21 protein-coding genes are annotated in these 25849 nt (G+C 34.6%); 11 read left to right on the forward strand and 10 right to left on the reverse strand.

Annotated features, from left to right (window positions below; genetic code table 11):
* Nucleotides 1–2: 2 nt before the first annotated feature.
* The 4 genes from GN105_RS06815 to GN105_RS06830 are packed head-to-tail and all read right to left on the reverse strand — an operon-like array spanning nucleotide 3 to nucleotide 3326.
* Nucleotides 3–191, reverse strand: coding sequence for a membrane or secreted protein (locus GN105_RS06815; RefSeq protein ID WP_155284652.1), 189 nt, complete (start codon nucleotides 189–191; stop codon nucleotides 3–5).
* 55 nt (nucleotides 192–246) lie between these two features.
* Nucleotides 247–969 carry a bacillithiol biosynthesis deacetylase BshB1 gene (gene bshB1, locus GN105_RS06820; RefSeq protein WP_155284653.1) on the reverse strand — a complete coding sequence of 241 codons (723 nt, stop codon included), beginning with the start codon at nucleotides 967–969 and terminating at the stop codon, nucleotides 247–249.
* Between the two features lies 1 nt (nucleotide 970).
* The gene (locus GN105_RS06825; protein ID WP_155284654.1) at nucleotides 971–1516 is read right to left on the reverse strand and encodes a glutathione peroxidase; all 546 of its coding nucleotides are present in this window, start codon (nucleotides 1514–1516) and stop codon (nucleotides 971–973) included.
* Nucleotides 1517–1535: 19 nt separating this feature from the next.
* A complete protein-coding gene (locus GN105_RS06830; protein ID WP_155284655.1) occupies nucleotides 1536–3326 on the reverse strand; it encodes a DUF4091 domain-containing protein in 1791 nt (596 codons plus the stop codon).
* 476 nt (nucleotides 3327–3802) lie between these two features.
* Between GN105_RS06830 and recR the strand changes: the two genes are divergently transcribed.
* The 5 genes from recR to GN105_RS06855 all read left to right on the forward strand — a co-directional run bounded on the left by recR (nucleotide 3803) and on the right by GN105_RS06855 (nucleotide 8432).
* Complete coding sequence (gene recR, locus GN105_RS06835) at nucleotides 3803–4420, forward strand: recombination mediator RecR (RefSeq protein WP_155284656.1); 618 nt, start codon at nucleotides 3803–3805, stop codon at nucleotides 4418–4420.
* Between the two features lie 162 nt (nucleotides 4421–4582).
* Nucleotides 4583–5893, forward strand: coding sequence for a dihydrolipoamide acetyltransferase family protein (locus GN105_RS06840; RefSeq protein WP_155284657.1), 1311 nt, complete (start codon nucleotides 4583–4585; stop codon nucleotides 5891–5893).
* Nucleotides 5894–6008: 115 nt separating this feature from the next.
* Nucleotides 6009–6362, forward strand: a complete 354-nt coding sequence (locus GN105_RS06845; RefSeq protein ID WP_095896507.1) for a 4Fe-4S binding protein — start codon at nucleotides 6009–6011, stop codon at nucleotides 6360–6362.
* Nucleotides 6363–6546: 184 nt separating this feature from the next.
* Nucleotides 6547–7686, forward strand: a complete 1140-nt coding sequence (locus GN105_RS06850) for an ATP-binding protein (protein ID WP_155284658.1) — start codon at nucleotides 6547–6549, stop codon at nucleotides 7684–7686.
* A complete protein-coding gene (locus GN105_RS06855) occupies nucleotides 7686–8432 on the forward strand; it encodes a metallophosphoesterase (RefSeq protein WP_155284659.1) in 747 nt (248 codons plus the stop codon). The genes GN105_RS06850 and GN105_RS06855 overlap by 1 nt, the downstream gene beginning before the upstream one ends.
* A gap of 24 nt (nucleotides 8433–8456) precedes the next feature.
* Here the strand turns inward: GN105_RS06855 and GN105_RS06860 are convergent, their stop codons facing one another.
* Nucleotides 8457–9875 (reverse strand): ATP-dependent DNA helicase, encoded by a 1419-nt coding sequence (locus GN105_RS06860; RefSeq protein WP_155284694.1) that lies wholly within the window; start codon nucleotides 9873–9875, stop codon nucleotides 8457–8459.
* A 114-nt stretch (nucleotides 9876–9989) separates the two neighbouring features.
* Here GN105_RS06860 and GN105_RS06865 point away from each other — a divergent pair, with 114 nt between their 5' ends.
* Both GN105_RS06865 and GN105_RS06870 read left to right on the forward strand, forming a co-directional pair.
* The gene (locus tag GN105_RS06865) at nucleotides 9990–10646 is read left to right on the forward strand and encodes a hypothetical protein (RefSeq protein WP_155284660.1); all 657 of its coding nucleotides are present in this window, start codon (nucleotides 9990–9992) and stop codon (nucleotides 10644–10646) included.
* Nucleotides 10624–11463 (forward strand): DUF3822 family protein, encoded by an 840-nt coding sequence (locus GN105_RS06870; protein WP_155284661.1) that lies wholly within the window; start codon nucleotides 10624–10626, stop codon nucleotides 11461–11463. Before GN105_RS06865 ends, GN105_RS06870 begins: the two co-directional genes overlap by 23 nt.
* Before the next feature lie 15 nt (nucleotides 11464–11478).
* Here GN105_RS06870 and GN105_RS06875 read toward each other — a convergent pair whose 3' ends face one another.
* A complete protein-coding gene (locus GN105_RS06875; RefSeq protein ID WP_155284662.1) occupies nucleotides 11479–12804 on the reverse strand; it encodes a DNA recombination protein RmuC in 1326 nt (441 codons plus the stop codon).
* Between the two features lie 226 nt (nucleotides 12805–13030).
* Here GN105_RS06875 and GN105_RS06880 point away from each other — a divergent pair, with 226 nt between their 5' ends.
* From GN105_RS06880 to GN105_RS06895, 4 genes are all read left to right on the forward strand, one after another.
* Entirely contained in the window at nucleotides 13031–13750 is a 720-nt protein-coding gene (locus tag GN105_RS06880; protein WP_155284663.1) for a hypothetical protein, read from the forward strand.
* A gap of 19 nt (nucleotides 13751–13769) precedes the next feature.
* Nucleotides 13770–14471 (forward strand): DUF4197 domain-containing protein, encoded by a 702-nt coding sequence (locus GN105_RS06885; RefSeq protein ID WP_155284664.1) that lies wholly within the window; start codon nucleotides 13770–13772, stop codon nucleotides 14469–14471.
* A gap of 86 nt (nucleotides 14472–14557) precedes the next feature.
* The gene (locus GN105_RS06890) at nucleotides 14558–16579 is read left to right on the forward strand and encodes a M3 family metallopeptidase (RefSeq protein WP_155284665.1); all 2022 of its coding nucleotides are present in this window, start codon (nucleotides 14558–14560) and stop codon (nucleotides 16577–16579) included.
* A gap of 76 nt (nucleotides 16580–16655) precedes the next feature.
* Nucleotides 16656–19304 (forward strand): MGH1-like glycoside hydrolase domain-containing protein, encoded by a 2649-nt coding sequence (locus GN105_RS06895; RefSeq protein WP_155284666.1) that lies wholly within the window; start codon nucleotides 16656–16658, stop codon nucleotides 19302–19304.
* Nucleotides 19305–19549: 245 nt separating this feature from the next.
* Here GN105_RS06895 and hemN read toward each other — a convergent pair whose 3' ends face one another.
* The 4 genes from hemN to cysS form a co-directional block, all read right to left on the reverse strand.
* Nucleotides 19550–20914: an oxygen-independent coproporphyrinogen III oxidase gene (gene hemN / locus GN105_RS06900; protein ID WP_155284667.1), complete on the reverse strand. Its 1365-nt coding sequence runs from the start codon at nucleotides 20912–20914 to the stop codon at nucleotides 19550–19552.
* 325 nt (nucleotides 20915–21239) lie between these two features.
* Nucleotides 21240–23270, reverse strand: coding sequence for an LTA synthase family protein (locus tag GN105_RS06905; protein WP_155284668.1), 2031 nt, complete (start codon nucleotides 23268–23270; stop codon nucleotides 21240–21242).
* Nucleotides 23271–23509: 239 nt separating this feature from the next.
* Entirely contained in the window at nucleotides 23510–23890 is a 381-nt protein-coding gene (locus GN105_RS06910) for an HU family DNA-binding protein (RefSeq protein WP_155284669.1), read from the reverse strand.
* A 365-nt stretch (nucleotides 23891–24255) separates the two neighbouring features.
* Entirely contained in the window at nucleotides 24256–25725 is a 1470-nt protein-coding gene (cysS, locus tag GN105_RS06915) for a cysteine--tRNA ligase (RefSeq protein WP_155284670.1), read from the reverse strand.
* Nucleotides 25726–25849 lie beyond the last annotated feature (124 nt).

Below are 25849 nucleotides of genomic sequence, written 5' to 3' on the forward strand. Positions count from 1 at the left end.
TTTTATTTCTTACAATCCTGCTCATCAGGCATTTTTCCGCAGAAGCCACAAGGTTCTCCCGTTTTATTCAAATGCGGATTTTGGCTGGCACAAGTTCCTGCGAATTTTCCTCCTTTTTTAGCCCATATTTTAATGGCAATGCCCGCAAAACACAAGGCTAAAATTCCGATAGTTAATAATACTAATTTCATTTTATTTAAGTTATTTTCCTGAAAAATAGGTTTTTGTGGTGATTTTCTTAAAAAATTATTTCAAATCATAAAGCGAATTTACAGCTGCCACACGTTCTACCGTAAATCCTTCTGCAAAATCCACGCCAATTAGTCGCCCGAGGTCTCTCGCTCGATAAGTTACACTATCCAAAAAGTTTTTATCGGAAATCGGGGTGGTGGGTTCGTTGCTGTTTGCATCATAAAATTGGGTTTTGTATGCCAAAACGGAAGCCAATTTTTTGTCCATAAATTCCGAGATATCTACCACAAAATCAGGTTCAATGTTTTTCCATTGTATGTAATGATAAACCACTTTGGGTCGCCACGCTTGTTGTTGCACTCCGTTTATTTCGGTTTCAATTTTCCGAAGCCCGCTCAGAAAACACGCATCACTGACTAATTTACTTCCTTTTCCGTGGTCGATATGGCGGTCGTCAATGGCATTACAAAGCACAATATCAGGACGATACTTCCGAATCATTTTGATAATTTCCAATTGATGAGTTCTGTCATTGACAAAAAATCCGTCGGCAAATTTCAGGTTTTCCCGAATTTCCACACCTAAGATTTTAGCTCCTTCTTCGGCTTCTTTTTTTCGGGTTTCGGCAGTGCCTCGTGTACCTAATTCGCCTTGTGTCAGGTCGATAATTCCTACTTTTTTGCCCAAAGCGACTTCTTTGGCTACCGTTCCCGAGCAGCCCAATTCCACATCGTCAGGATGCGCCCCAAATGCTAAAATATCTAATTTTAAACTCATATTATTTCTCAATCCAATCGATAATTTCTTTGTCTTGTGGCGAAGTTCTCGGGGCAATTACTTTCTCTAATTTTCCGTCTGTGCCAATGAGGTATTTTTGAAAATTCCACTGTACTTCGGAATCCTCAACTCCATTTAGTTTCTTAGAAGTCAGGAATTTATATAGCGGATGAGTATCTTCTCCTTTTACAGAAATTTTCTCCATCATTGGGAAACTTACGCCGTAGTTTATCTTGCAAAATTCGGCAATTTCGTTATTGCTTCCCGGCTCTTGCGATTTGAAATTATTGGCAGGAAACCCAATGATAATGAAGTTTTTATCTTTATATTTTTTGTACAAAGCCTCCAAACCTTCGTATTGCGGAGTTAAGCCACATTTGGATGCCGTATTTACAATCATCACTTTTTTTCCTTTCAATTGTGAGAGGGCAAAATCATCTCCGTATATATCTTTTACAACGAATTGATAGATAGTGTTTTCCGATTTTTGTTGTGCATTTGAAAACCCAAATATGCACAAAGCTAACATTGTAATTAATTTGTTCATATTATGTTATTTTATTGATTTATAATGAATTGATAATTTCTCTTGCTTTTTTTGTAACTTCCGATGCGGGATGTTGAGGCAATGTTTTTTCATCGAATAGTTGTAAGGCTTTTTCTATTTTTTTGAGTTCTTCGGAATTTTGTTTTTTCTGAAATTCTTCACGTAAAATGTTTACTTTTTCATAAAATTGGATGCCTTCCAGCATTCGTTCAAGACGTATGGAACTTCTTCCCATCGGGTAGATTAGATAAGTATCCCCAGCAGCCCAAGACCTGAAACGGCTGTCCAACAAAGGTTCTAACGTCCAGCTGTTGAGTGCCCAACGCAAATATCCGTCCAAATTGTCTTTTGCTGCGTACCACGCCAGCCACTCGCTTTCGGCAGGTTTACTGAAAGTAAAAGTATTTGGATAAGGCTCTGTACAACAGGTATAATAGGTAGTTACTTTGCCTTGTTTTTTTCTTTTTTCGAGAATTTTTGGCTCGTATTTGGTGTGTAGCGGAACGCAATAGTCGTCCAGATCAGGTTCCAATTCCTGATGCCAATCACCTGCTAAGGATATTTTGAAGTTAGGGTCGGCATTTTTGATGATTTTCAAAGTTTTTAACATCACTTCTTTAGGGCGTTCGTCCATTGAAATGAAGGTTTTTTCAAACCAACCTTTTGCTTTCAGATGTTTTGCAAAAGCGGTAAGCATAGCCGTCCACATTTGCTCATATTGAGACTCACCCGGTTGTGTTTTAATACTTTGCAATTGATTGGTAGCTTGGTCGAAATATTGAAAAGATAATTTCCAAGGAACCATTGAATAACAGTTGATTTGCTTGGTTATTCCCATTTGATGCATAAATTCGACCCATTTGTCGAATATCGCAAAGTCAAAATGCCACGAACCGTCTAACTTCCTTATCCACATCACCATAGAGTTGAAAGCGTCTTGTGTTTGTCCACCCCAAGGTTCGTACATTATTGAAGCTGTGATGGATTTTCCGCCTGCATCAGCATAAAGTTTCATTTCTTTCTTTAAATACTCAAAATGAGCTTCAGACCAAGGTGTTACGTTGAAGTAGCGAGCAACTGCATACGGATTCTGCCACAAATCCAAATGATATTTCCAATCTTTTGGCTGAGGAAGTGTTCGTTCCAAAACCTGAACTTCAATAGGTAATTTTTTCAGAATTTTGGTTTTATTTTTTATGGTAACAAAGCCTTTATAGTTGCCTTTTTTAGTGTTTTGAGGAATTTGTAACTTTATCCAAACTCCACGAGATGAATGCTTTGTAATCTCCATTTTTTTTATGTGATGGTCGAGGACATCAGCAACGAGAGTAGAATCAAAATCGGCAGATTTGCGATATCCGCAACCTCCTTTACCATCTTTATTGAGCTGGTCAGTCATTACATAACGCACAAAAGCAGATTCAAAATGTTCCTTTCCAATTTTATTTCTGCTGTTTTTTAAATCAGATATTTCTATGGATATTTCAGTGTCTTTGTCCGCATTTGAGATGACTATTTGAGCAGAAATACGTTCTCCCCTCCAAGCTCTTAGGTGTTTGGTTTGTTCCAAATTATTCGCGGGTTCTTCCTTTTTATAACGAACATCTGTTGACCCCCAACCAATGTTGATGCCTTTCACTGAATTCCAATTTTGTAAATCGGTAGCTACCGGATTGGGCAATTCCGTATAGTTTTCAGTAGGAAATGGATGTTGCCTCGTCTTTAAACCTGAACCTGTAAAGCCTTCTTGGTTTTGAGAAAATCCTGTTAAACTTATTAAAATCAGTAAGATAAATATATTTAGTTTCATTTCTTCCAATTTTTAATCAACTGCAAATTTAATTAAAAAAACAAAAGAAACAAGAACTATTCAGGGATGATTTTTCGCTTATATTCAATGCGAAAAGAAAAAGCCCATTCTGAAAAATGGGCTTTTTAGCTTAAAACTAACTAATTCGTTATGAAGAAAAATAACAACTGTTTCAAAATGAACACGAAAAGTAATCTTCATAATGGATTGCAAATGGAGTATAAAATATACACTTTGCGATGACGAACAATATTACTAACAACACGGCAAAGGTATGTAACTTTTTTTATTTGACAAAATTAATTTAGACTTATTTTAAATAAAATATTTAAATCATTGATTTTTAAAATTTTATTTTCTTTATAACCTTAGTGTTTGTGTATGTTGAATATGGTTTATGGATGTATTTTGACTTTCTTTTTGATTTTTGAACATTCTGTTGAAAAGAAAATTTAACTTTTGTTTACCTTTGCACAATGGAATTTTCGTCAAAACTTTTAGAAAATGCAGTTTATGAAATTGCACAATTGCCTGGTATTGGGAAACGAACTGCATTGCGTCTTGCTTTACATTTGTTAAAACAACCTGAAGAACAATCTGTTAGGTTGGCAAATGCAATATTAAATTTACGTACAAATATTCAATATTGCAATAATTGTCATAATATTTCAGATGTTGATATTTGTGAAATTTGTAGCAATCCCAGTCGGGATACAGGAATTATTTGTGTGGTGGAAGACTTTCGTGATGTGATGGCTATTGAAAATACAGGGCAGTTTTTTGGTCAATACCACGTTTTGGGTGGGAAGATTTCTCCTATTGATGGGATAGGTCCTTCAAATTTGAATATCAGCTCATTAATAAAAAAGGTGGAGGAAGGCAATGTGAAAGAACTTATCTTTGCATTAAGCAATACAATGGAAGGAGATACAACCAACTTCTACATTTTCAGGCAAATAGAGCGATATAACATCACTGTTTCAACCATAGCGAGAGGTATTTCGGTAGGAGGCGAATTAGAATACGCCGATGAAGTTACTTTAGGAAGAAGTATCACACAAAGAGTTCCTTTTGAACATTCTTTAAAAACTTGAAAATGAAAAAAGTCAGGTTTCAATAATTAAAAATTTAATAATTATTTAGTACTCAAAAATATTTAGTTCCAATTTTTTTCATACCTTTGGGCGTATTTTGTGTATAATAAAAAAAACCGATTGGTGTAAGAACTAATCTCTAAATAACTACAATTTAAGGAAATGGCTAAATACGAGTTAAGATTACCCAAAATGGGGGAAAGTGTTGCAGAGGCAACAATTACGAATTGGTTAAAAAAAGTAGGAGAAACTGTTGAGGCAGAGGAGGGAGTTGTTGAAGTAGCTACAGATAAGGTGGATACGGAGGTAATTTCGGAAGTCTCAGGGGTGCTTGTTGAGATTTGTTTTCAAGTTGACCAAGTGGTAAAAGTTGGTGAAGTTATGGCTATTCTTGAAACAGAAGCCGTTCAGGAGGAAAAACAAGAAACAAAAGTTGAAACTACGGCGAAAGCGATAGAAAAAGAAATTACTGAAATAAAGGAAACAATGTTGCAAACTGCCGAATCTTCAAAAACTCAGTACTCAGATACAGAGCGTTTCTATTCTCCTTTAGTGAAAAGTATTGCTAAAAGGGAGGGAATTTCACTACAGGAATTAGAGAAAATTAAAGGAACCGGATTGGATAATCGAGTTACAAAACAAGATATGCTTGATTATTTGGAAAATAGAGCAAACGTTCCATCTGAATCGGCATCAAGAGCATTTCAAACCCCTCTTTTTCAGTTTGAAATTCCTGCTGAAAGAAAGGCCGAATTAATAGGAAAAGGAGATGAACTGATTGAAATGTCACGAATGGGCAAACTCATTGCGGAACATATGTCAGCCAGCAAGCATACTTCACCTCACGTTCAGAGTTTTATCGAAGTAGATATGACTCGGGTTTGGAATTGGCGTAGTAAAGCTAAAAAATCGTTTGAGGTACGTGAAGGAGAAAAATTCACATTCACACCTATATTTATGGAAGCGGTTGCTAAGGCATTGATTGCATATCCGATGATGAACATATCGGTTGAAGGAACAACCATCATCAAAAAGAAAAATATAAATATTGGTATGGCTACGGCTTTGTCTGACGGAAACCTTATCGTTCCTGTAATCAAAAATGCTGATCAGTTAAGTTTGAGAGGTATGGCGAAGGCTGTCAATGACTTAGCCACACGTGCCAGAGCAGGTCAATTAGCTCCTGATGATGTAAAAGACGGAACTTATACAGTGACGAATATAGGTACATTTGGGACTTTGTTCGGTACTCCTATTATCAATCAACCACAAGTGGGTATTTTGGCTGTTGGTGCAATTCAAAAAGTTCCGGCGGTTATTGAAACTCCTGAAGGTGATGTAATAGGAATCCGTTATAAAATGATTTTATCTCACAGTTATGATCACCGTGTTGTGAATGGTGCTTTAGGAGGAATGTTTGTGCAGTTTATAGCAAAATATCTTGAAAATTGGGATGTAAACAGAGAATTATAATCATTCTAAATTTCTGAGTTTATTGTACTTTTACGCCTTCAGATACAAACATTATATTTAAAAAATAACGTATCTTTGCCCCCATAATTTTTAAAAACAAGAAAACTATAGATTTATGGCGATAAAGATTACTGATGATTGTATAAATTGTGGTGCCTGTGAGCCTGAATGCCCTAATAATGCTATTTACGAAGGAGCTGATGATTGGCGTTATAGCGATGGAACGGCTTTGAAAGGGGAGATAGTTTTGCCCAACGGAAAACAGTTAAACGCAGACGAAGTACAGGAGCCTGTTAGTGATGATTTCTATTTCATTGTAACTGATAAATGTACGGAATGTATAGGTTTTCACGAGGAACCTCAGTGTGCAGCCGTATGCCCTGTAGATTGTTGCATACCTGATGAAGACAATCAAGAAACAACAGAAGAACTTGAGGCAAAGAAAAAATTCTTACACAACGAAGAATAAAGTGAGAAATAAAATAAAAACCTCCAATTTTTGAAATTCAAAGGTTGGAGGTTTTGCTTGTATAGTGAATAACTATTTTAGAAGCTTGATGTCAAAAAAATTGCTTTCTGAAAAATAAATTATATCTTTGTGATACAAAACCAATTGATTTTGAAGTAAAATTGATAAAAGAATTCTCAAGCTAATGGTCAATAAACGTTTGTTAATAAAAAATTTGTTAGGACATAGTGATGAAAACAGTTTCTATGACCGAAAACGTTTTATTGATTTGAATAGCAGAGAAGGAAAAGCGAAATTTTTAAAGATAATTTGTGCTTTAGCGAATTCCAATCCGTATAATAAAGCATTTATTATCATAGGAGTAGAAGATGAATCGCGTGAAATAGTGGGAGTGGATTTTTTTGATGATAGCCGTATTCAAAATTTGATAAATTCCTACCTGCATAACGCTCCTTCAATTACTTACGAAAATATTATTTTTCCGGATTTACCAAATGACAAAGTGGTGGGATTGGTGACTGTAACTTCATCACAGAAGATTTGCTCTCTTTCCAAAGGTATATGGAAATATTCAAAAGATACGATTTTTAAAAGAGAGGGAAGCAACAGCAAGATACAAAATGCTGATTTTGAGCTGAAAGATTTTAATTCGGAGATTGTTCAGCAAATTGAAAAAACATCAAGCAATAACATTCAGCATACTTTAGATGGAGTTATTAATTTCATAAATCATCGCCATAAAGATTTAGAGTCGCATTATTTGGTTTTTAGGGAACAATTTGTGCTTTGTTGGGCGGGAAAGCCTAAGATTGTTAATGAGAAAAAAATGTATTCCAGAGTTGATATTGAGCTTATTAACGAACAGGTACGTTTGTTTTTTTCTAATCTTGACAAAGTTGAAATTCGTGTTGAAGAAAATACGTTTTCTATAATAGAATATATTCAGTTAGGAATTGAAAATCAGAAAGATTATCACCCTTTGGAGATTGTTCAAATAGATTTTTCAAATAATGGAACTTATAAAATAGAACAAGAACTTATTTTCTCTCCTCCTATTTATGATGAAAAGAAAATAGGTAATGTATGGAGTAAAAATCGGGCTATTTTAGAAAAAATAATTAATGATAATGCTCTGACAGAAAAAGAGTTATGTGATATTTCAACTCTACCTTCAATATGTTTAGAATGTTATTTGAACGGGCACTTGGAGGTAAAAGAATTTTTGGAAGAAGCACGACCAAAATTAAAAGAAATTGATAAAGAAGCATATAGCTCATTAAAAGAAACATTAAGAATATTGCGAAAATTAAAATACAATCGTTGATGGAGAAATCGGTTACTAACTCCCGAAGAACTTTAGTCGTTGGAGATATTCACGGAGCTTATAAGGCTCTGGTTCAGGTTCTTGAAAGAGTAAAAATAAGAAAAAATGATTTTTTTATATTTTTAGGAGATTATTCAGATGGTTGGAGCCAAACCCCTGAAGTACTTGACTTTCTGCTACAATTCAAAATGCATTATAACTGTTTGTTTATCAAGGGAAATCACGATGCTCTTTGTCTTGAATTTTTACAAGGAGCTTCGATGGAAAAAATGTGGTATTATCACGGAGGAGATGCTACAGAGAAAGCCTACCAAAATATTTCGGATGAAGTAAGGCAAAGACATATCAAATTTCTTTCAAGTTTGGAAAATTATTATTTAGATGGCAATAATCGGCTATTTGTCCACGCAGGATTTACCAATCTCAGAGGTGTTGATTTTGAGTATTTTCCTGAAATGTTCTATTGGGACAGAACTCTCTGGGAATTAGCAACATCGGTCAAAACTTCGCCTGAAGATAGCAAGTATCCCAGCCGTTTGTTGTTATATTCGGAAACATTTATAGGGCATACGCCAACCACTCGTTTAGGAACTGATAAACCAATGACAGCCAATAATGTATGGAATGTGGATACGGGAGCAGCATTCAAAGGAAGAATTTCAATTATGGATATTGATACTAAAGAATATTGGCAAAGCGACCCCGTTTTTGAGCTTTACCCAAATGAGAAGGGAAGAAATAAGTAGCGATTTAAGAATTATTCAAAAAATTTACTTAAAATCATCTTCCTGAAAATTAATTAGATATACTTTTTGAACGGCACGTGTCAGTGCGGTATAAAGCCAACGTAGATAGTTTTCATCAATTCCGTTTGGGAGATAAGGTTTCTCAATAAAAACAGCGTCCCATTGTCCTCCTTGGCTTTTATGACAAGTGATAGCGTACGAAAATTTGACTTGTAAAGCATTGAAAAAAGGATTTTCTTTAACTTTTAAGTACTTTTTATATGCCGAAGTTTCATCTTGATAATCAAGTAAGACTTCCTCATAAAGCCGATTACTTTCTTGATAGGTAAGTGATGGATTTTCAGATTCAAGAGTATCTAAAAGAAGAACCGTGTCAAACGGAGGATGATTCGGGTAATCAACAAGTTGTACTTTAGCTTCAGCAAATCGAAATCCGTATAATTCCCGAAAGGCATAGATTTGAAGAACTTCCAAAGTATCGCCATTGGCAATGAAACTTACTTCAGGAGAATCCTTCAGCCAATAATAATTATTTTTTACGACCATAAGCAAATCTCCTGCAGAAAGGTCATTTTCGTTATCCAAAATTACCTTTCGGATTTGCTTATTGTAGAGTACAGCTCTTTTATTTGAACGGACAATAATTGCGGTTTGTTCTGAACCATAATGGGAATATGAATTTTCTATAGCGTCTTGAATTTCAGTTCCTTCGGTTAATCGAACAATATCTTTGAAATTTTTGATATTGAACCTGAAATTCTTCTGGAAGGAAAAATTAAAAAGAAGTTCTCTGATTTTTGTGGCATTGTACAAAATTCCAGATTTCTTTTCTTGCCTAACTACTTCATCAAGCTCAATATGAGATATTTCCTTGTTGTATCGAATCTCTAAATTTCTGATATCTAAAGCGGGACTATAATCGGAGTTGACGGGAGGTAGCTGAGCAGAATCTCCCATTAAGAGCAATTTGCAATTTTGTCCGGAATAAACATACGTTATGAGATTATCCAAAAGAGAATTCTGTTCAAAAGAATGTTCGCTGCTATCCGCAATCATTGAGGCTTCATCTACAATGAATAAAGTATTTTTAAACTTATTGACTTTCAGCGTAAAAGAAAAATCCTTTCCATTTGTTTTTGGAAAGTAAATGTGCTTATGAATGGTAAAAGCTTGCTGTTTTGCAAGATTGGACATTACTTTTGAAGCTCGTCCGGTAGGAGCAAGAAGTACGGCTTTGTGCCCGATTGAGGGTAAGTTTTGTATCAAACAGTTAATAATGGAAGTTTTTCCTGTTCCTGCAAATCCTTTGAGTAAAAATAGTTTTTCGGAGGAATTTTTACTTAATAAAAATTCAGTAAGGAGTTGCAAAGCAATGTTTTGAGATGCTGTGGGAGTGTGAGGAAAGACCTTTGAAAGCCCGTTGAAAAAGGTATTTTTATCCATTGATGAATCCATAGAGATGCCAAAAATATAATTTTTTTTACGAAAAAGCTTTTTTGAATAAAAAAAAATTGTAGCTTTGCAGTAAACCAGTCAAGAAAAAAATATTTTTAAAAGATGAAAAAAATTTTACAAATTGCGCTTTGGGCTGTGGGCTTATTTTTTTGCTTTATGATTTATAAATCAGTTACCGGTCCTATTGAATTTAACAAAATTAAAACAGAACGTTACACAGCAGTAATCGGTAAGTTAAAAGATATTCGTGATGCTCAAGAGGCACATCGGGTTGTAACAGGGAAATATGCAAATAGTTTTGATGACTTGACTAAGTTTATTGAAACTGAGAAGTTTACAATTACATCTCAGCGTGATACGAGCTGGACAGAATACGATAAGACATTTAAAATTGATGTTTTAAAACAAGGAGTTGTGGTTGATACTTTAGGGTATGTATCAGTTAAAGATTCGTTGTTTAAAAATTCTGACCGTTACAAAAATCTTAGATATGTTCCTTTTGCTGAAAATCCAAAAGAAGAATTTGTGATGAAGACAGCTTCTCTTGACAAAAATGGGTATTCTGCTTCTGTTTTTGAAGTTTCCGTACCTAAAGTTAAAGTACTTTGGGGGCTTGACAAAAATGAAGTAGAAAAAGAAGTTGCAAAAAATTCAGTGGAAGATGTTAAAGGTGCAGATATCAAAGTAGGTTCTTTGGAAGAATTGAGTACAAACGGTAACTGGCCTACGTCATACGATGCAAAGACAGCAAGAAAATAGTATATTTAGAACTTATTTCAAGGAATTGTCCATTCAAATTAACTTGGATGGACTTTCTTTTTGTGTCTTCAATCCTGTGTTAAATTACGTTGAGTCTATTTACAATTTCCCAATAAATTTCAACTATAAAAACAAACAGGACATTGAAAGGGAGATTCATACCATATTGGATTCTGAGGAGGATTTACGTCAGGATTTTAATAATATAAAGGTGTTTCATAATACGCCAATATTTACATTCATTCCGCAGGCTCTTTTTATGGGTAAGAAAGAAGCGATAGAATATTTGAAATATAGTATTGATGTTTCCTCGCTGAAAGAAAATTTTGTTGATTATGACAGAATTATTCCCATTGAAACAGTAAATGTTTTTATTCCGGATATTTTTATAAATAATATTTTAATTGAGTATTATGGAACGTTTGAATATCAGCATTTTGCATCTTCATTGCTTAGGATGCTTTTGAAACATTACGCTTCACACGCTTATGAGATTATGTACGTGTATGCAGAGCAAAGTTCGTTTTACTTTGTAGTTTTCAGAGATAAAAAGCTGTATTATTTCAATCGATTTGAATATCAAACAATGGATGACTTTCTCTATTTTATTCTTTTTTCGGTTGAACAGCTTAACATAAATACAGAAAGAGTTCCCCTGTATTTCATAGGAGATATGAATATAAATTCCTTAATGAGTGACCGTATTAAGAAATATATAAAGTATATTTACCTGATGAAACACAACAAAAACTATTACTCTGAAGGAATGGATGAAGGATTAATTCACAAAAATTTCGTACTTACACAATCTTTTTAAAAAGTAACTCTGCGATTATTCTTCATTTTCGTCTTCTTTTTCAGGCATTGCTCTTTTTAAGATGGCTTCGGGGAGCGATTTTTTTGATTTTACTCCCATTATTTTCAATTTTTCGATACTTCGTACAATATTTCCTTTTCCTTCTACTAATTTATTCATTGCATTACCGTATTCGGACTTAGCTTCATCCATTTTTTTGCCTATTTTAATCAAATCAGTAATAAAGCCTTCGAATTTGTCGTATAAAGCTCCTGCTTGGCGTGAAATTTCATACGCATTTTCTTGTTGTTTTTGATTTGTCCACATTGAATCAATTGTGCGAAGCGTCGCCAATAAAGTGGTTGGAGTTACAATAACAATGTTTTGAGCGAAGGCTTTTGTGTACAATGAATCATCACTTTGCAACGCAATGGCAAAGGCGGGTTCTATCGGGATAAACATTAACACAAAATCAGGGCTATTTGTACATAAATCCTCATATTTTTTGCTTGAAAGTTGGTCAATATGTCGTTTTATTGAATTGATATGTTGCTTTAAGAAAATAGGTTTTTCCTCTTCTTCGGCATTTACAAAACGCTCATAATCAGTTAAAGAAACTTTTGAGTCAATTATCATTTTTTTTCCATCTGGCAGATGAATTACCACATCGGGAATGACTCTTGTGCCATCTTCTCGGGTGAAAGATTCCTGAATGGTGTATTCTCTTCCTTTTTCCAGATTTGATTTTTCCAAAACTTTTTCCAAAACCAATTCTCCCCAATTTCCTTGTATTTTACTATCACCTTTGAGGGCTTTGGTTAAGTTTTCAGCTTCTTTGGTAATACGCAAATTTTGATTTTGAAGGTCGATAAGTTGCTGTTTTAGAGCAGAATGAATGCTTATGTTTTCTTTTTGACTGTGTTCTACTTTTTGTTCAAAATCCTTAATTTTTTCTTGTAATGGACTTAAGATGTTTTTGAGATTTTCTTTATTTTGTTCTGTAAATTTGGACGATTTTTCCTCCAGAATTTTATTTGCCAAATTCTCAAATTCTTTTGAGAACTTCTCTTGCAGAAGCTCAGTTTCCTTTGCTTTTTCTTTTAATTTTGTTAATAAAAACTCTTTTTCCGATTCATTTTTGGTCAAAAGCAAATTTAATTCGTCTTTTTGGTCTCTAAAAACTTCTTTTTCTTGTTTTTCACTTGCCAAAAGTTGTTGCAATTCTTCCAAAGAGCGTTTTTGTAGCTCTTCACGGCTTTTATTTGATGAAATTAAGTTCTCAGTTTTGATTTTATTTATATAATTCCCCAAAAAGAATCCGATTCCTAAGCAAACAACACCAATTATAAGATATACAAACATATTTTAACCTTTTGAAAATTAATAAAAATGGAAAGGCACAAAGGTATTAAAATAATGAAAAAGAGCAATGAAATTTGCGTTTCAGTAAAATAATTTAGTTTTTTTCGTTGTGTGGCTTATATTTTTATATATTTGCGAGATATAAAATTAATTCGTTAATATTTCACACAAAAATTAGAGGTTTTATATTCTTTTTTAACAAAAATTAAATTATATTTCATACAAAATGCTTTTATTGGATATTTTAAAAAACGCTTTTAAAACATATCGTAACTCTTTTATAATTAATATATTAGGTTCAACTTCTGTAATTTCGATTATTTTAGGAATATATATGTTGATTTTCCCTGTACTTTTTGGAGTTTCACAAGAACACTTAATGAAAAGCGTAATTGAAAATCCTCAGGTAATTCAGGAAATAATTCTCACGCCGCAATTCCAAATAAAGTTTAATTTGTTTATCTTATTGATTCAGTGTATTATAGCTCCGATGTCAGCAGGATTTTATAAAGTTTTTGATATGAAAGATAGGGGAGAAGAAGCCAGTTATAAAGTCCTTTTTTCGTACTATAATTCCACTTTTACGACACGAATTTTAGGTTTTGTCGTTGGGTTGATGGCTGTGAAATTGTTTATAGAATTTCTTTTGATGAAATTAGGTCTTGCTTCTGTAAATTTCTCTGTATCAGTGATATTGTCTTTATTGTTTACGCTAACAATACCAATTATTATTTTTGAAAATCAATCACTTAAAGTTTCAATGAAGCAAAGTTCAGCCAGAGTAGCTCCACAAATGTTTACAACTTTAATTGTACTTTTTGTAGGCGTGATTTTAGGATTTTCCGGAGTTTTGTTTTTTGGTTTTGGTATTGCGTTAACATTGCCTATTTTTTATGCTATAAATTATAGTTTATATCAACATATAAATCAACGAATAAATAAGTAATAACAGAATAAATAAAATAATGAGAAAAACAGTTTTTCCTTTACTTTTGTTGGCTTCATTAACATTGAATAGCTGTGGTGAATTACAACAAGTAATTAATTCAACTACTTCAAATACAGGTTTTAATGTAGCAGACGGATTAAAGCAAGCCTTGGAATTTGGGGTTTCAAACGGAGTGGATATTCTTAGCAAAGATGGAGGATATTTTAAAGACCAAGCCGTTCGGATTTTATTGCCTGATGAATTAAAAAAAGTAGATTCTGCTTTAAGAAATATCGGATTGGGGTCGTTGGCAGATGAAGGTCTAAAAATATTAAACAAAGCCGCTGAAAATGCTGTAAATGAGGCAAAACCTATTTTTATTTCGGCTATAAAAAATATGACATTTGATGATGCAATGAGAATTTTGAAAGGCGATTCGCAAGCGGCAACAACCTACCTGAAAAACAATACATTTCCCGCTTTGCAGGCTGCTTTTGCTCCTAAAATACAAGCCTCGCTTAGCCAAGTAGGAGCTGATAAAATTTGGAGTGATATTATCAATCAATATAACCAGATTCCGTTTGTGAAAAAGGTAGAGCCTAATTTAACATCATACGTTACAACGCAGGCTATCAACGGATTATTTGTAAAAGTGGGAGATAAGGAAAAAGAAATAAGAACTAACATATCAGCAAGAACAACATCTTTGTTAAAGTCTGTTTTTGCATTGCAAGATTAATTTTAAATCCAGATTAAATAACGAGAATAAAGTTGATGGCATTACATTCTATTGCTATATGTGGTAGCTTTAAATCACAATAAACTATGAACAAACCTATTTTTGCAACTCCTTATCAATCAATTCCTTTTAGTAAATATAAGGTAGAAGATTTTAAGCCGGCTATTGAAAAAGCCATTTCTGAAAGCTTAAAAGGTATCGACAAGATTGTTAATTCAAAAACAAAACCTACTTTCAAAAATACAATTGAAGCCTTGGCTTTCAACGGAGAAAAGTTAGACCGGCTTACAATGATGTTTTTTAACTTGAACAGTGCAGAAACCAGTAAAGAACTGCAAAAAGAAGCACAAAGTATTTCTCCTATGTTAAGCGATTACGGCAATGATATTCGATTGAATGCCAAGTTATTTGCTCGAGTGAAGGAAGTATATGACAATCGTGGAAAATTAAAATTGTCTCCCGAACAAGTTACTCTGCTGGAAAAAACATACAAGGGATTTACACGTAATGGAGCTAATTTGTCTGAAAATCAGAAGCAACATTTACGAGAAATAGATAAAGAACTTTCAACTTTGAGCCTTCGTTTTGGAGAAAATGTACTTGCTGAAACACAGGCTTTTGAACTACATATTGTTGATGAGAAAGACCTAAAAGGGCTTCCGGATTTTGCCATTGAAGCAGCTGCACAAATGGCAACTGACCGAAACAAAAAAGGTTGGGTATTCACGTTGGATTTTCCAAGTTATAGTGCTTTTGTGAAATATGCCGAAAACAGAGATTTGCGTCGAAAAATGTTTGTTGCCTATGCAAGTCGCGGGTTTAACAAAAATGCAAATAACAACGAACAAAACATTTTAGAAATTATAAAGTTGCGTGACGAACGAGCTAAGTTATTGGGTTACAAGAATTATGCTTCTTTTATTTTAGAAGAAAGAATGGCAGATACACCCGAAATCGTAAATAATTTTCTGAATGATTTATTAAAAAAAGCCAAACCTGCAGCCCAACGAGAATTGGACGAACTGAAAGCATTTGCTCTGAAACGCGATGGAATTACTGATTTTCAGAAATGGGATTTTACTTTTTATAGCGAAAAATTAAAACAAGAAAAGTTTAATCTGGATGATGAAAAACTCAAACCTTATTTTAAATTGGAAAATGTGGTAAATGGAATGTTCCAAGTAGCGAATAAGCTTTATGGTTTGAAATTCAAAAAGATAGATACTATTGAAAAATACCACGAAGAAGTAGAAACGTATTTGGTTACAGATGAAAACGGCGAATATGTATCACTATTTTATACTGATTTTTTCCCCAGACCGGGCAAAAGAGCAGGAGCTTGGATGTCATCATTTAAGAATCAGTACAAACACAATGATGAAAATTCACGTCCGCACATAACAATTGTTTGTAATTTCACACGTCCTACCAAAACTCAACCTTCATTACTTAGTTTTTACGAAGTTCGTACACTTTTTCACGAATTCGGACACGCTTTGCACGGTATTCTTGCCGATACAATTTATCCTAATTTGAGCGGTACAAGTGTTTCCCGTGATTTTGTTGAGTTGCCAAGTCAAGTTCTGGAAAATTGGTGTTATGAAAAAGAAGCTTTGGCATTGTTTGCTACACATTATCAAACTAATGAATTGATACCTATTGAGTTAGTTAACAAAATTAAAGAGTCTTCTTCTTTTATGGAAGGGTTACAAACGATGCGTCAGCTTGGTTTTGGAATTGTGGATATGGCTTGGCACACTGCTGATCCTCAGATAATTAAAAGTGTGAAAGATTTTGAAGATGAGTCAGTTGCAGTTACTGAGCTTTATCCTATGATTAGCGAAACTTGTTTTTCAACAGGATTTTCTCATATTTTCCAAGGAGGATACGCTGCGGGATATTACAGTTACAAATGGTCGGAAGTGTTAGATGCCGATGCTTTTGAAGTGTTTTCTAAAAATGGTATTTTTGATAAGAATACAGCTAAAAGTTTCAAAGAGAATATATTAAGCAAAGGAGGAAGTGAAAAACCAATGGAACTTTACAAACGTTTCAGAGGAAAAGAACCTTCTTCGGATGCATTGCTGAAACGAGCTGGACTTATGTAGTTTAGCTTTTGAAGTGAAATATTTTTTCATTTCTAAAAATTTTAGTGAAAAACAGAAAATCTTAATAAGATACAAAATGATTTCAGAATCAGCAGAAAATAAAAGAATTAAGGAAAAAGACAGAAAAGAGAAAGAGTGGCTGCGTTGGGGACCTTATCTCAGTGAACGTCAGTGGGGAACTGTACGTGAGGATTATAGTGCAAATGGAGATGCTTGGAATTATATTTCACACGATGATGCTCGTAGCCGTACTTATCGCTGGGGAGAAGACGGATTGGCTGGAATTTGCGATAATTTTTGCAATGTTTGTCTTTCTGTAGCTTTGTGGAATGGCAAGGACGCTATTTTGAAGGAACGACTTTACGGACTTAGTAACAATCAAGGCAATCACGGTGAAGATGTCAAAGAATTGTACTATTATTTGGATAATACTCCTACGCACTCCTATATGAAGTATTTATACAAATATCCGCAAAATGCATTTCCGTATGAAGCTTTGGAGAGAACAAATGCTGAGAGAGGTTTGCAAGATGCTGAATTTGAACTTCCTGAAACAGGAATTTTTGATGAAAATGCTTATTTTGATGTGCAGGTAGAGTATGCAAAATGCAATGAAAATGACATTTTTATGAAAATAACGGTAACAAATCAAGGAAAAGAAATCGCTCCTTTGACGTTGTTGCCCACACTTCTGATGAGGAATTATTGGAGCTTCATTGATGTGGAACAAAAGCCAAAAATTAGTTTGCGTCAGAATGAGTTTGGTTATTTTGCAGAGGTAGAAAATAATGCTGTCGGAACATTTTTCTTATATTTCGATAAAGCTGATAAGCATCTTTTTACTGAAAATGAGACTAATGATGAAAAGATTCATCAACATACGAACGACCATCCTTTCAAAAAAGATTTATTTCACGAAGCAGTAATTTCCGGAGATTTTTCTTTAGCAACTCAAAATCAGCAGGGTACAAAGTTTTCACCAATGTACGTTTTTGAAATAGCTCCGAAAGAACAGAAAACAGTCTTTTTAAGGCTTACCAACCAACAGCAGGAAAATCCCTTTTTTGAGGTTGAAAAATTGTTCGAACAGCGTAAACAAGAATGTGAAATCTTTTACAGAAATCTTCTTAATGTTTCCAGTGAAGAATTGTATTTGATTCAAAAACAGGCTTTTTCAGGATTATTATGGAATAAACAATATTATTATTATGATATTGAGCAATGGCTGGAAGGCGACCCAAAACAGCCGGAACCTCCCCAACAACGTTGGAATGGAAGAAATGCCGAGTGGTTAACTTTGCGTAATAATGATATTTTGCTTATGCCTGACAAATGGGAATATCCTTGGTATGCCTCTTGGGACTCTGCTTTCCATTGTGTTACTATGGCAGCAATTGATGCACAATTTGCTAAGGAACAGCTTTTATTGTTCAATAAAGAATGGTATATGCGTCCTAATGGGCAAATTCCTGCATACGAATGGAATTTCAGCGATGTTAATCCGCCGGTGCAACCTTGGGCAACGCTTATGGTTTACAATATTGATAAAGAGAGAACAGGAAAACCGGACATAAATTTCCTTAAACGTATGTTTAATAAACTGACGGTAAATTTCACTTGGTGGGTAAATCGTTTGGATAGTACGGATAATAATGTTTTTGAAGGAGGATTTTTAGGGCTGGATAATATTGGAGTTTTTGATCGTAGTCAAGGCATTCCCGGTGTAAAATTGTTGGAGCAAGTAGATGGCACTGCGTGGATGGCATTGTATTGCCTTTGTATGCTGAAAATCAGTTTGGAAATATCTAAAGAAGATGAAACGTATGAGGAAATGGCTATCAAGTTTTTTGGGCATTTTGTTCACATCGCCAAAGCGTTAAACCATATGAATCAGGAAAATAAAGGTATTTGGGATGAAAATGAAGGTTTTTTCTACGATAAAATTATTTTTGAAGACGGAGGCTCCAAACTTATCAAAGTTCGTTCGGTGGTAGGAATGTTGGCTCTGATGGCTGTGCTTCACATTGATGCAGAAACGCTGAATAAGCTACCAAGACTAAAAAGAAGTTTTTCGTGGTTTGAGAGATACAGAATGAGCAAATTAAGGCATCCAATCATTCAAACTTCCGAAAAGGACGAAAGTATTTTATTGTCGTTAGTGCCTAAAAACCGCATCCGAAGGCTGATGCGTGCCCTCGTTGATGAAAACGAATTTTTAAGCGAATATGGCATTCGTTCACTTTCTAAAATATATGAAACTCCTTTTACGGTTCCGTTGGAGGGAAATGACTATCAGATTGCGTACGACCCAGCCGAATCCACAAGTAATTTATTCGGAGGAAATAGTAATTGGAGAGGACCTATTTGGTTTCCAATAAATTATATTCTGATAGATGCTTTAAGAGAATTACATCTCTTTTTTGAAGATACTCGTTTTGAATTTCCAACAGGAAATGAAGATAATAAATTGAGTTTTTATGAGATAGCAGATGAGTTAAGTAAACGCTTGATAAATATCTTTCGTGAGAATTCAGAAGGAAATCGCCCGGTAAATCGCTTACATTCTGAATTGTATCAACGCCCTGAATTTAAAGATTTGATTCTTTTCTATGAGTATTTTCACGGAGATAATGGCAGGGGAGTAGGAGCTTCACACCAAACCGGATGGACAGCCTTGGTTGCCAATTTAATTGATGAAACCTTCAGGGAACAGCCATCTTGCTGATTTAATTTAGTAGAAAAATAGATTATAATTTGAAAAGTTTTATGAGAGGCGAACTGCTTATTCATAAAACTTTTTCTTATTAGGCAAACTGACAGAAAAAGAAAAAGGGACTGTTTCACAACATTGTCCCTTTTCAATCACTAACTAAAAAAACTCAATCACTATGATTCTTAATTCTAAAAAAAATCTGGCAAAAACAGAAAACTATAAAAGTTTATCCGTATCATTATCAACATTCCGATTTTTTACACCGTCATACTAAATATTTTTGTGTTCGGAATATTACGTTGTAACCTTAAATCAAACGCCATACACACATTCCTTACGAAAGGCTTTCCCTCATTGGTTACTTCAATTTTTCTATCAGTAATTTGGATTAAACCATCACTGACCATTTCACCTAACTGCTTTGTTATGTTTTCTATCTCAGGGAAATACATTGAATTTTCTTCCCAAGATGTATTGAAATGACACATCAGATTTAAAATATGTTTACGAATGATTAAATCTTCCTCATTCAAAATATGCCCTCTAAAAACAGGAATTTCATTACGCTCTATCCGAGTATAATAATCGTCCAAATCTTTTTCATTCTGAGCAAAACCGTACCAACTATCACTTATTGCCGACATTCCCAAACCAATCATCACTTGTGTTTTGGAAGCCGTATATCCCATAAAGTTTCGATGTAAGTTATTGTTTTCAAAAGATTTATACATCGAATCAGACGGTAGTGAGAAATGGTCCATACCAATTTCGGCATATCCTGCATCAAGTAAATGTTTCTTTCCTGTTTCGTACAATAATCGTTTTTCATCACCCGAAGGCAAATTACTTTCGTCAAAGCCTCGCTGTCCGCTTCCCTTAATCCACGGAACGTGTGCGTAGCTGTAAAACGCAATACGGTCAGGACGAAGTTGATTCGTTTTATCAATAGTAAAAAGAACATCTTCAAGGGTTTGGAAAGGCAAACCAAAAACCAAATCGTGACTGATTGATTTATACCCGATTTCTCTTGCCCATTGTGTTACTTTTTCCACATTCTCAAAAGGCTGAATACGATGGATAGCTTTCTGAACCTTTTGGGAATAATCCTGAACACCATAACTGACACGGTCAAATCCCAAATCAAATAACATTTGCAAATGTTCTCTTGTGGTGTTGTTCGGATGTCCTTCAAAGCTAAAGGCTTTATTTTCTGCAATTTCTGCAGTTTCAAAAATTCCTTCAAGCAGACGTTTCAATTCCTTTGGTTTGAAAAACGTGGGCGTTCCACCTCCTAAATGAACTTCCTTAATAAGTGGTCGCTCTTCCAAAATATTGAGATATAACTTCCATTCTTTCAGTACAGCGTCAACATACGGGGTTTCCACTTCGTGACGCTTGGTAATGCGTTTGTGACAACCGCAAAATGTACATAAACTCTCGCAAAAAGGGAGGTGTATATACAAACTGATGCCCTCAGAACGATTACTTTCCGCAAAAGACCTTTTGAGACTTTCTATCCATTTTTCATTAGAAAAAGAAAGATTATCCCAATATGGAACCGTTGGATAACTCGTATAACGTGGTCCCGCAACGTTGTATTTTTGTATGAGCGATATTGCCATTATTCTGTTTTAAACGGCTGTGCAAAGGTAGCCGACTTTTAGTTAATAAAAAATGATATATGTCAGTAAGTTGTTTTTTTATGTTGATTTTTCTAATTTTTTTTAAGTTGATTTACCAATCTTCATCTGAAAAATAACAGGTTGCAAAGATAAAAATTTACTTCCATTGGTGAAAAATATTTGAGATTTTGAAGAAAGTTTTCTTTTTAACACTTAAAAACAATGGAAAAAACACAAAACACACTCTTTTTCACTGTTCTTGTTTTTGTATATTTTTAGAAAGAAAAATTCTGAAATTCTCCTTTGTTAAGAATAAATTAATCAGTTACTTTTTTTGATTTTTGATGTCAGTGTAAATTTTGAGGGTTTGTAAAGTTTCAAAACTTCTCAGTTTGTTTAACATAAATTGTGCGTGTGGATTATCAGAATTGTCAGGAGTAAGTTTGCGTTTCTTTTCGTCCTTCCAAGTGAAATATAAAGGCTTTTGACTTTCTACAGAAAGCACTCCGAGAGAATCTGCAATGAAGTTATAATCATTTACACCGAAGCGATAACTTAAAGATTCTGAAAACATATTATCTCCCGAATACACATATTCTTGATTGGAAAGGCTCAAATGAAACAGTGTTGGGAAGATATCTTTATGTGAAGCAATAATATTCTTATCAAAGAACAAAGGCTTATAAGCATCCGGAACGTAAAAAAGTATCGGGACACTTCGTCGGAGAAAAGCATTCTCATTGTCATATTCGAAAACTTGTCGGATGTTATGGTCGCCGGTTATAGCAATAATCGTATTTTTTCCTAAAGGAGAATCCTTAATAAATCGGATGAACTTTGCCAATTGCGACGTTGCATATTGATGAGCATAAAAGTTGTCTGATGCCATTTGCTTGTCCACTCGGATAGTTTCTTCAAGAGATTTTATGTCAATGGAATATGGCTTATAATGTAAAGGTACTTCGTAAGGAGTGTGATTGCTTACAGTTAATGAGAAAATGAAACGTGGCTTTTCAGAAGGAGTACGTAATCTTTCAGCAATATAATCAAAGAGATACCCGTCGTGCACACCCCAAGCAAAGGTTTCTGCATTGGGGATTTTATTAATTATATGTGAGCTTCCTTCGATAACATCAAAGTCTTGATGCTTAATGAAATTGTCCACATTCCTCCACGAAGGGTTCGCTCCGGTAATAAACATAGTTTCATATCCTTGCTCTTTAAAGGGCTTTGCAACAGATGATGAGAAGGAAACATCAAAATACGGCGACTGAGCTACAATACCCTTCGGTGTGTTAATCATTAAGTTCTCTAATGAACCAATCGTTCCGTTGTGAGAAGATAAACAATTCTTAAAGTAATATAAATCAGACAACAAAGGGGCTAAATCACCTAATAAGTTCAATTTTTCGGAATGTAACTCAAAATAATGATTGCTCATACTTTCCATCAGAAAGAAAATAACGTTTGGAGGATTCTTTTTCAAGAAGTCATTTTCTTGAGTTCTCGCGTACATTTCTGAATCAAATAGGTTACTATCAGGTTGTTGATATGCTTCTTTTACTTGATTGAAACTGCTGAATCCGCTATTTTGTAAGGTTTTTTCAATATCAGGATTAATGTGATTTTCTTCAAGCTCAACGTAGGCAAACCGTAAAGCATACGCTGCATTATAGCAAAGTGAATTGATAAAAGTATTTGAACTTACGTTGGTATGGTCGCGTTGAAGCGTAAAAACTCCCAAACTTCCACGCATACCTATAATAAATGAAGGAAATATTAATAATAAACAAATACTTGCAGTTTTTGAAATTCGATTCGTATTCTGCTGAAAGCTTCTGTAAATGAATTTATGAAAAACTAAGAAACTTATAAAAACTAACGTAAAAACTAATAAAATCATAAGTATAGGATAGTCTGTCCAAACGGAATGAAGCACGGCAGACGTATCATCATTGAATATACCAAAAAAGAGAATATTGATATGTGATTGGAAGAATTGATAAAAAAAGAAGTCAATAATTTGTAAGCTCGTAAATACAAATAAAGCAAACAAAAGGTAGTATTTGCTAAAAATCAAATATATATTTTCAAATTTCTGACTGAAAGATTTATTAATAAATAAGGAGATTAACCAAAAAAGAGCCAAAGGAAGAAATCCATAGCAAATTACAGATATATCAAATCGTCCGCCCATTAAGAAGGCTCGAAGCAAATCTGTTTTATGAGAGGACAGTTGCTCATAATTGCCATATACGTATAAAAATATAAAACGATTAATGAGAAAGAACAAAAAGAAATAAGCAAAATATTTAAGTCCGCTTGATATGGTTTTCCCAAATAACGAAAGATTCATTGTAAAGTATTTGTTAATTATTAAGTATTATTATTGTGAGTTATAAAAATGAAACGTTGAATTTTGTTTGCTTCAACGTTCTATCAAAAAATTTGTTACTGAAAGAAAATACAAAATAAAGGTATATTTCGGAAAATTAAAAATGATAACATAATTAATTGTTCCTGATAAATACACCTATATTATATACGCAAAAAATAAATCCGCAGGGTATATATGCGGATTTTAAAAGGTTCGGTTTATAATTTTTTAAAGGTTGCAAGTTTAATCATATCGCTTAACATTTTTCCAGGACGAAAGAGAATATGACAACTCTTCACTTTGCTTGCATTCACTTCCTCTTCTTTTTCAGAAGGAAGCCCCGTTAGTCCCATTTGTAAGGTAAAGTACTCTCCCACACGTACGATGCGTCCTTCTGAAAGGTCTGCACTTACTTTTGTCAAAACTGTTTCGAGAACTGCCAAAATATCTCCTTTAGATACTGTGGAAACAGACGAAGCATAATTGGCTAAGTCTTGCAGGGTTGTTTCTCCATCACCTATTGCGTGCGGATACCACTTTGCAGGTTCGCTGCGTTTCTGTGGGTTTTGTTTCTGGATTGCTTTAAATTTTACCGGCATAACACACAAATGATTTAAAGGTTTATAAAATATGTTTTTTAAAGTTCATACGTGCGAGTTTTAAAATTGCGACGTCGAATTTTCTGAAATCCGACGTGTCATTTTGTAAATTGCGACGTCGAAATTTTTCACATCATTAAACGAAATTAATTTAATGATGCCTCAAAGGTAAAATAATTGTACGTATAAAACAAGTAATCAGTTATTTATTTTCAAAAAAAGCAAAAGAATAAAGTGGATTTATATTCTTTTGCTTTCGTTATTTTGTAAAGACTGTTTTCTGTTTTTCTATCTATAAACAGAAAGATTTAAGCTGTGAAACTTTCTTGTTGCCTATTATATAACAACTAATTTCTACTGTTGTTTTAATTAATAGAATAGGTTGTTCCTTCTTTTCCGTCCTTAAGATTGATGCCGAGGGTTGCAAGCTCATTACGGATTTTATCGGACAAAGCCCAGTCTTTATTCGCACGAGCTTCCATACGCATCTGTATTAGCATTTGGATTACACCGTCCAATTTATCGTTATTCTCAGCGGATTGTTGCTCGTCTTTCAGTCCCAACACCTCAAAAACAAAGGCGTTGAAAGTTGTTTCCAACTCCCGAAGGTCAGCTTCGGTCAGCGTCTCTTTTCCGTCTTTTACGAGGTTAATAACACGAACGCCCTCAAAAAGTTGTGCAATGAGAATAGGGCTGTTGAAATCATCATTCATTGCTTGATAACATTCGTCCTTCCATTTTTTTACATCGAACGAAGTGTTTTGAGCAGAAGGTAAGGACGAAAGTGTTTTCACAGCCTCCATAAGTCGGTTGAAGCCCTTTTCGGCGGCGAGCATTGCCTCGTTGGAAATGTCCAAAACACTTCGATAATGAGCTTGCATAAAGCAGAACCGTACCACCGACGGCTTAAACGGTTTCTCGAAAAAGTCGTTTTCTCCCGAAACAAGCTGCATAGGCAATATGTAATTTCCTGTGGATTTGCTCATTCGTTGCCCATTCATTGTCAGCATATTGGCGTGCATCCAATAACGCACCGGACTTTCTCCGTTGGCAGCTTTTCCCTGAGCAATTTCACACTCGTGATGAGGGAATTTCAAATCCAATCCGCCTCCGTGAATGTCGAATTGCTCACCTAAGTACTTAGTGCTCATTGCGGTACACTCCAAATGCCAGCCCGGAAAACCATCTCCCCAAGGGGAAGCCCATCGCATAATATGAGCAGGTGAGGCTTTCTTCCATAGGGCGAAGTCCTGCGGATTGCGTTTTTCGCTCTGTCCGTCCAAATCGCGTGTGTTGGCGAACAGTTCCTCTATATTTCTGCGTGAAAGCTCTCCGTAATTCAGTCCGCGTTGGTTGTAGGCTTGCACGTCGAAATACACCGAACCGTTACTTTCATAGGCGAAACCGTCTTTGATGAGTTTTTCGGTGAGTTGTATTTGTTCGAGAATATGCCCCGTGGCGGTCGGCTCGATGGTCGGAGGCAATGTGTTGAACATTTCCAATACTTTATGGAAATCCACCGTATATTTTTGCACGATTTCCATCGGCTCAAGCTTTTCCAATCGGGATTGTTTTACGAATCGGTCGTTATTTACGTCGCCATCGTCAGTCAAGTGTCCGGCATCGGTAATGTTTCTAACGTATCGAACCTTATATCCGATGTGTTTCAAGTATCTGAAAATCAAGTCGAACGACATAAAGGTTCTGCAGTTTCCCAAATGTACGTTGCTGTAAACGGTTGGTCCGCAGACGTACATCCCGATGTGTCCTTCTTTTAAAGGTTCAAAATTTTCTTTATCGCCCGTAAGGGAGTTGTATATTTTTAGTGCTTGCATTTTTATAGGTTTACAAGTTGAATGATTTAAAATATCTAACAGATTATTAAGGTTTAAAGGTTGAAAAACTGAAAAAGGTATTCTGCATTTTCAAATTTTTTCTATTTCTGTGAATTTTCTTCTT

The organism is Capnocytophaga felis (assembly GCF_009684755.1).
GTDB classification, from domain to species: domain Bacteria; phylum Bacteroidota; class Bacteroidia; order Flavobacteriales; family Flavobacteriaceae; genus Capnocytophaga; species Capnocytophaga felis.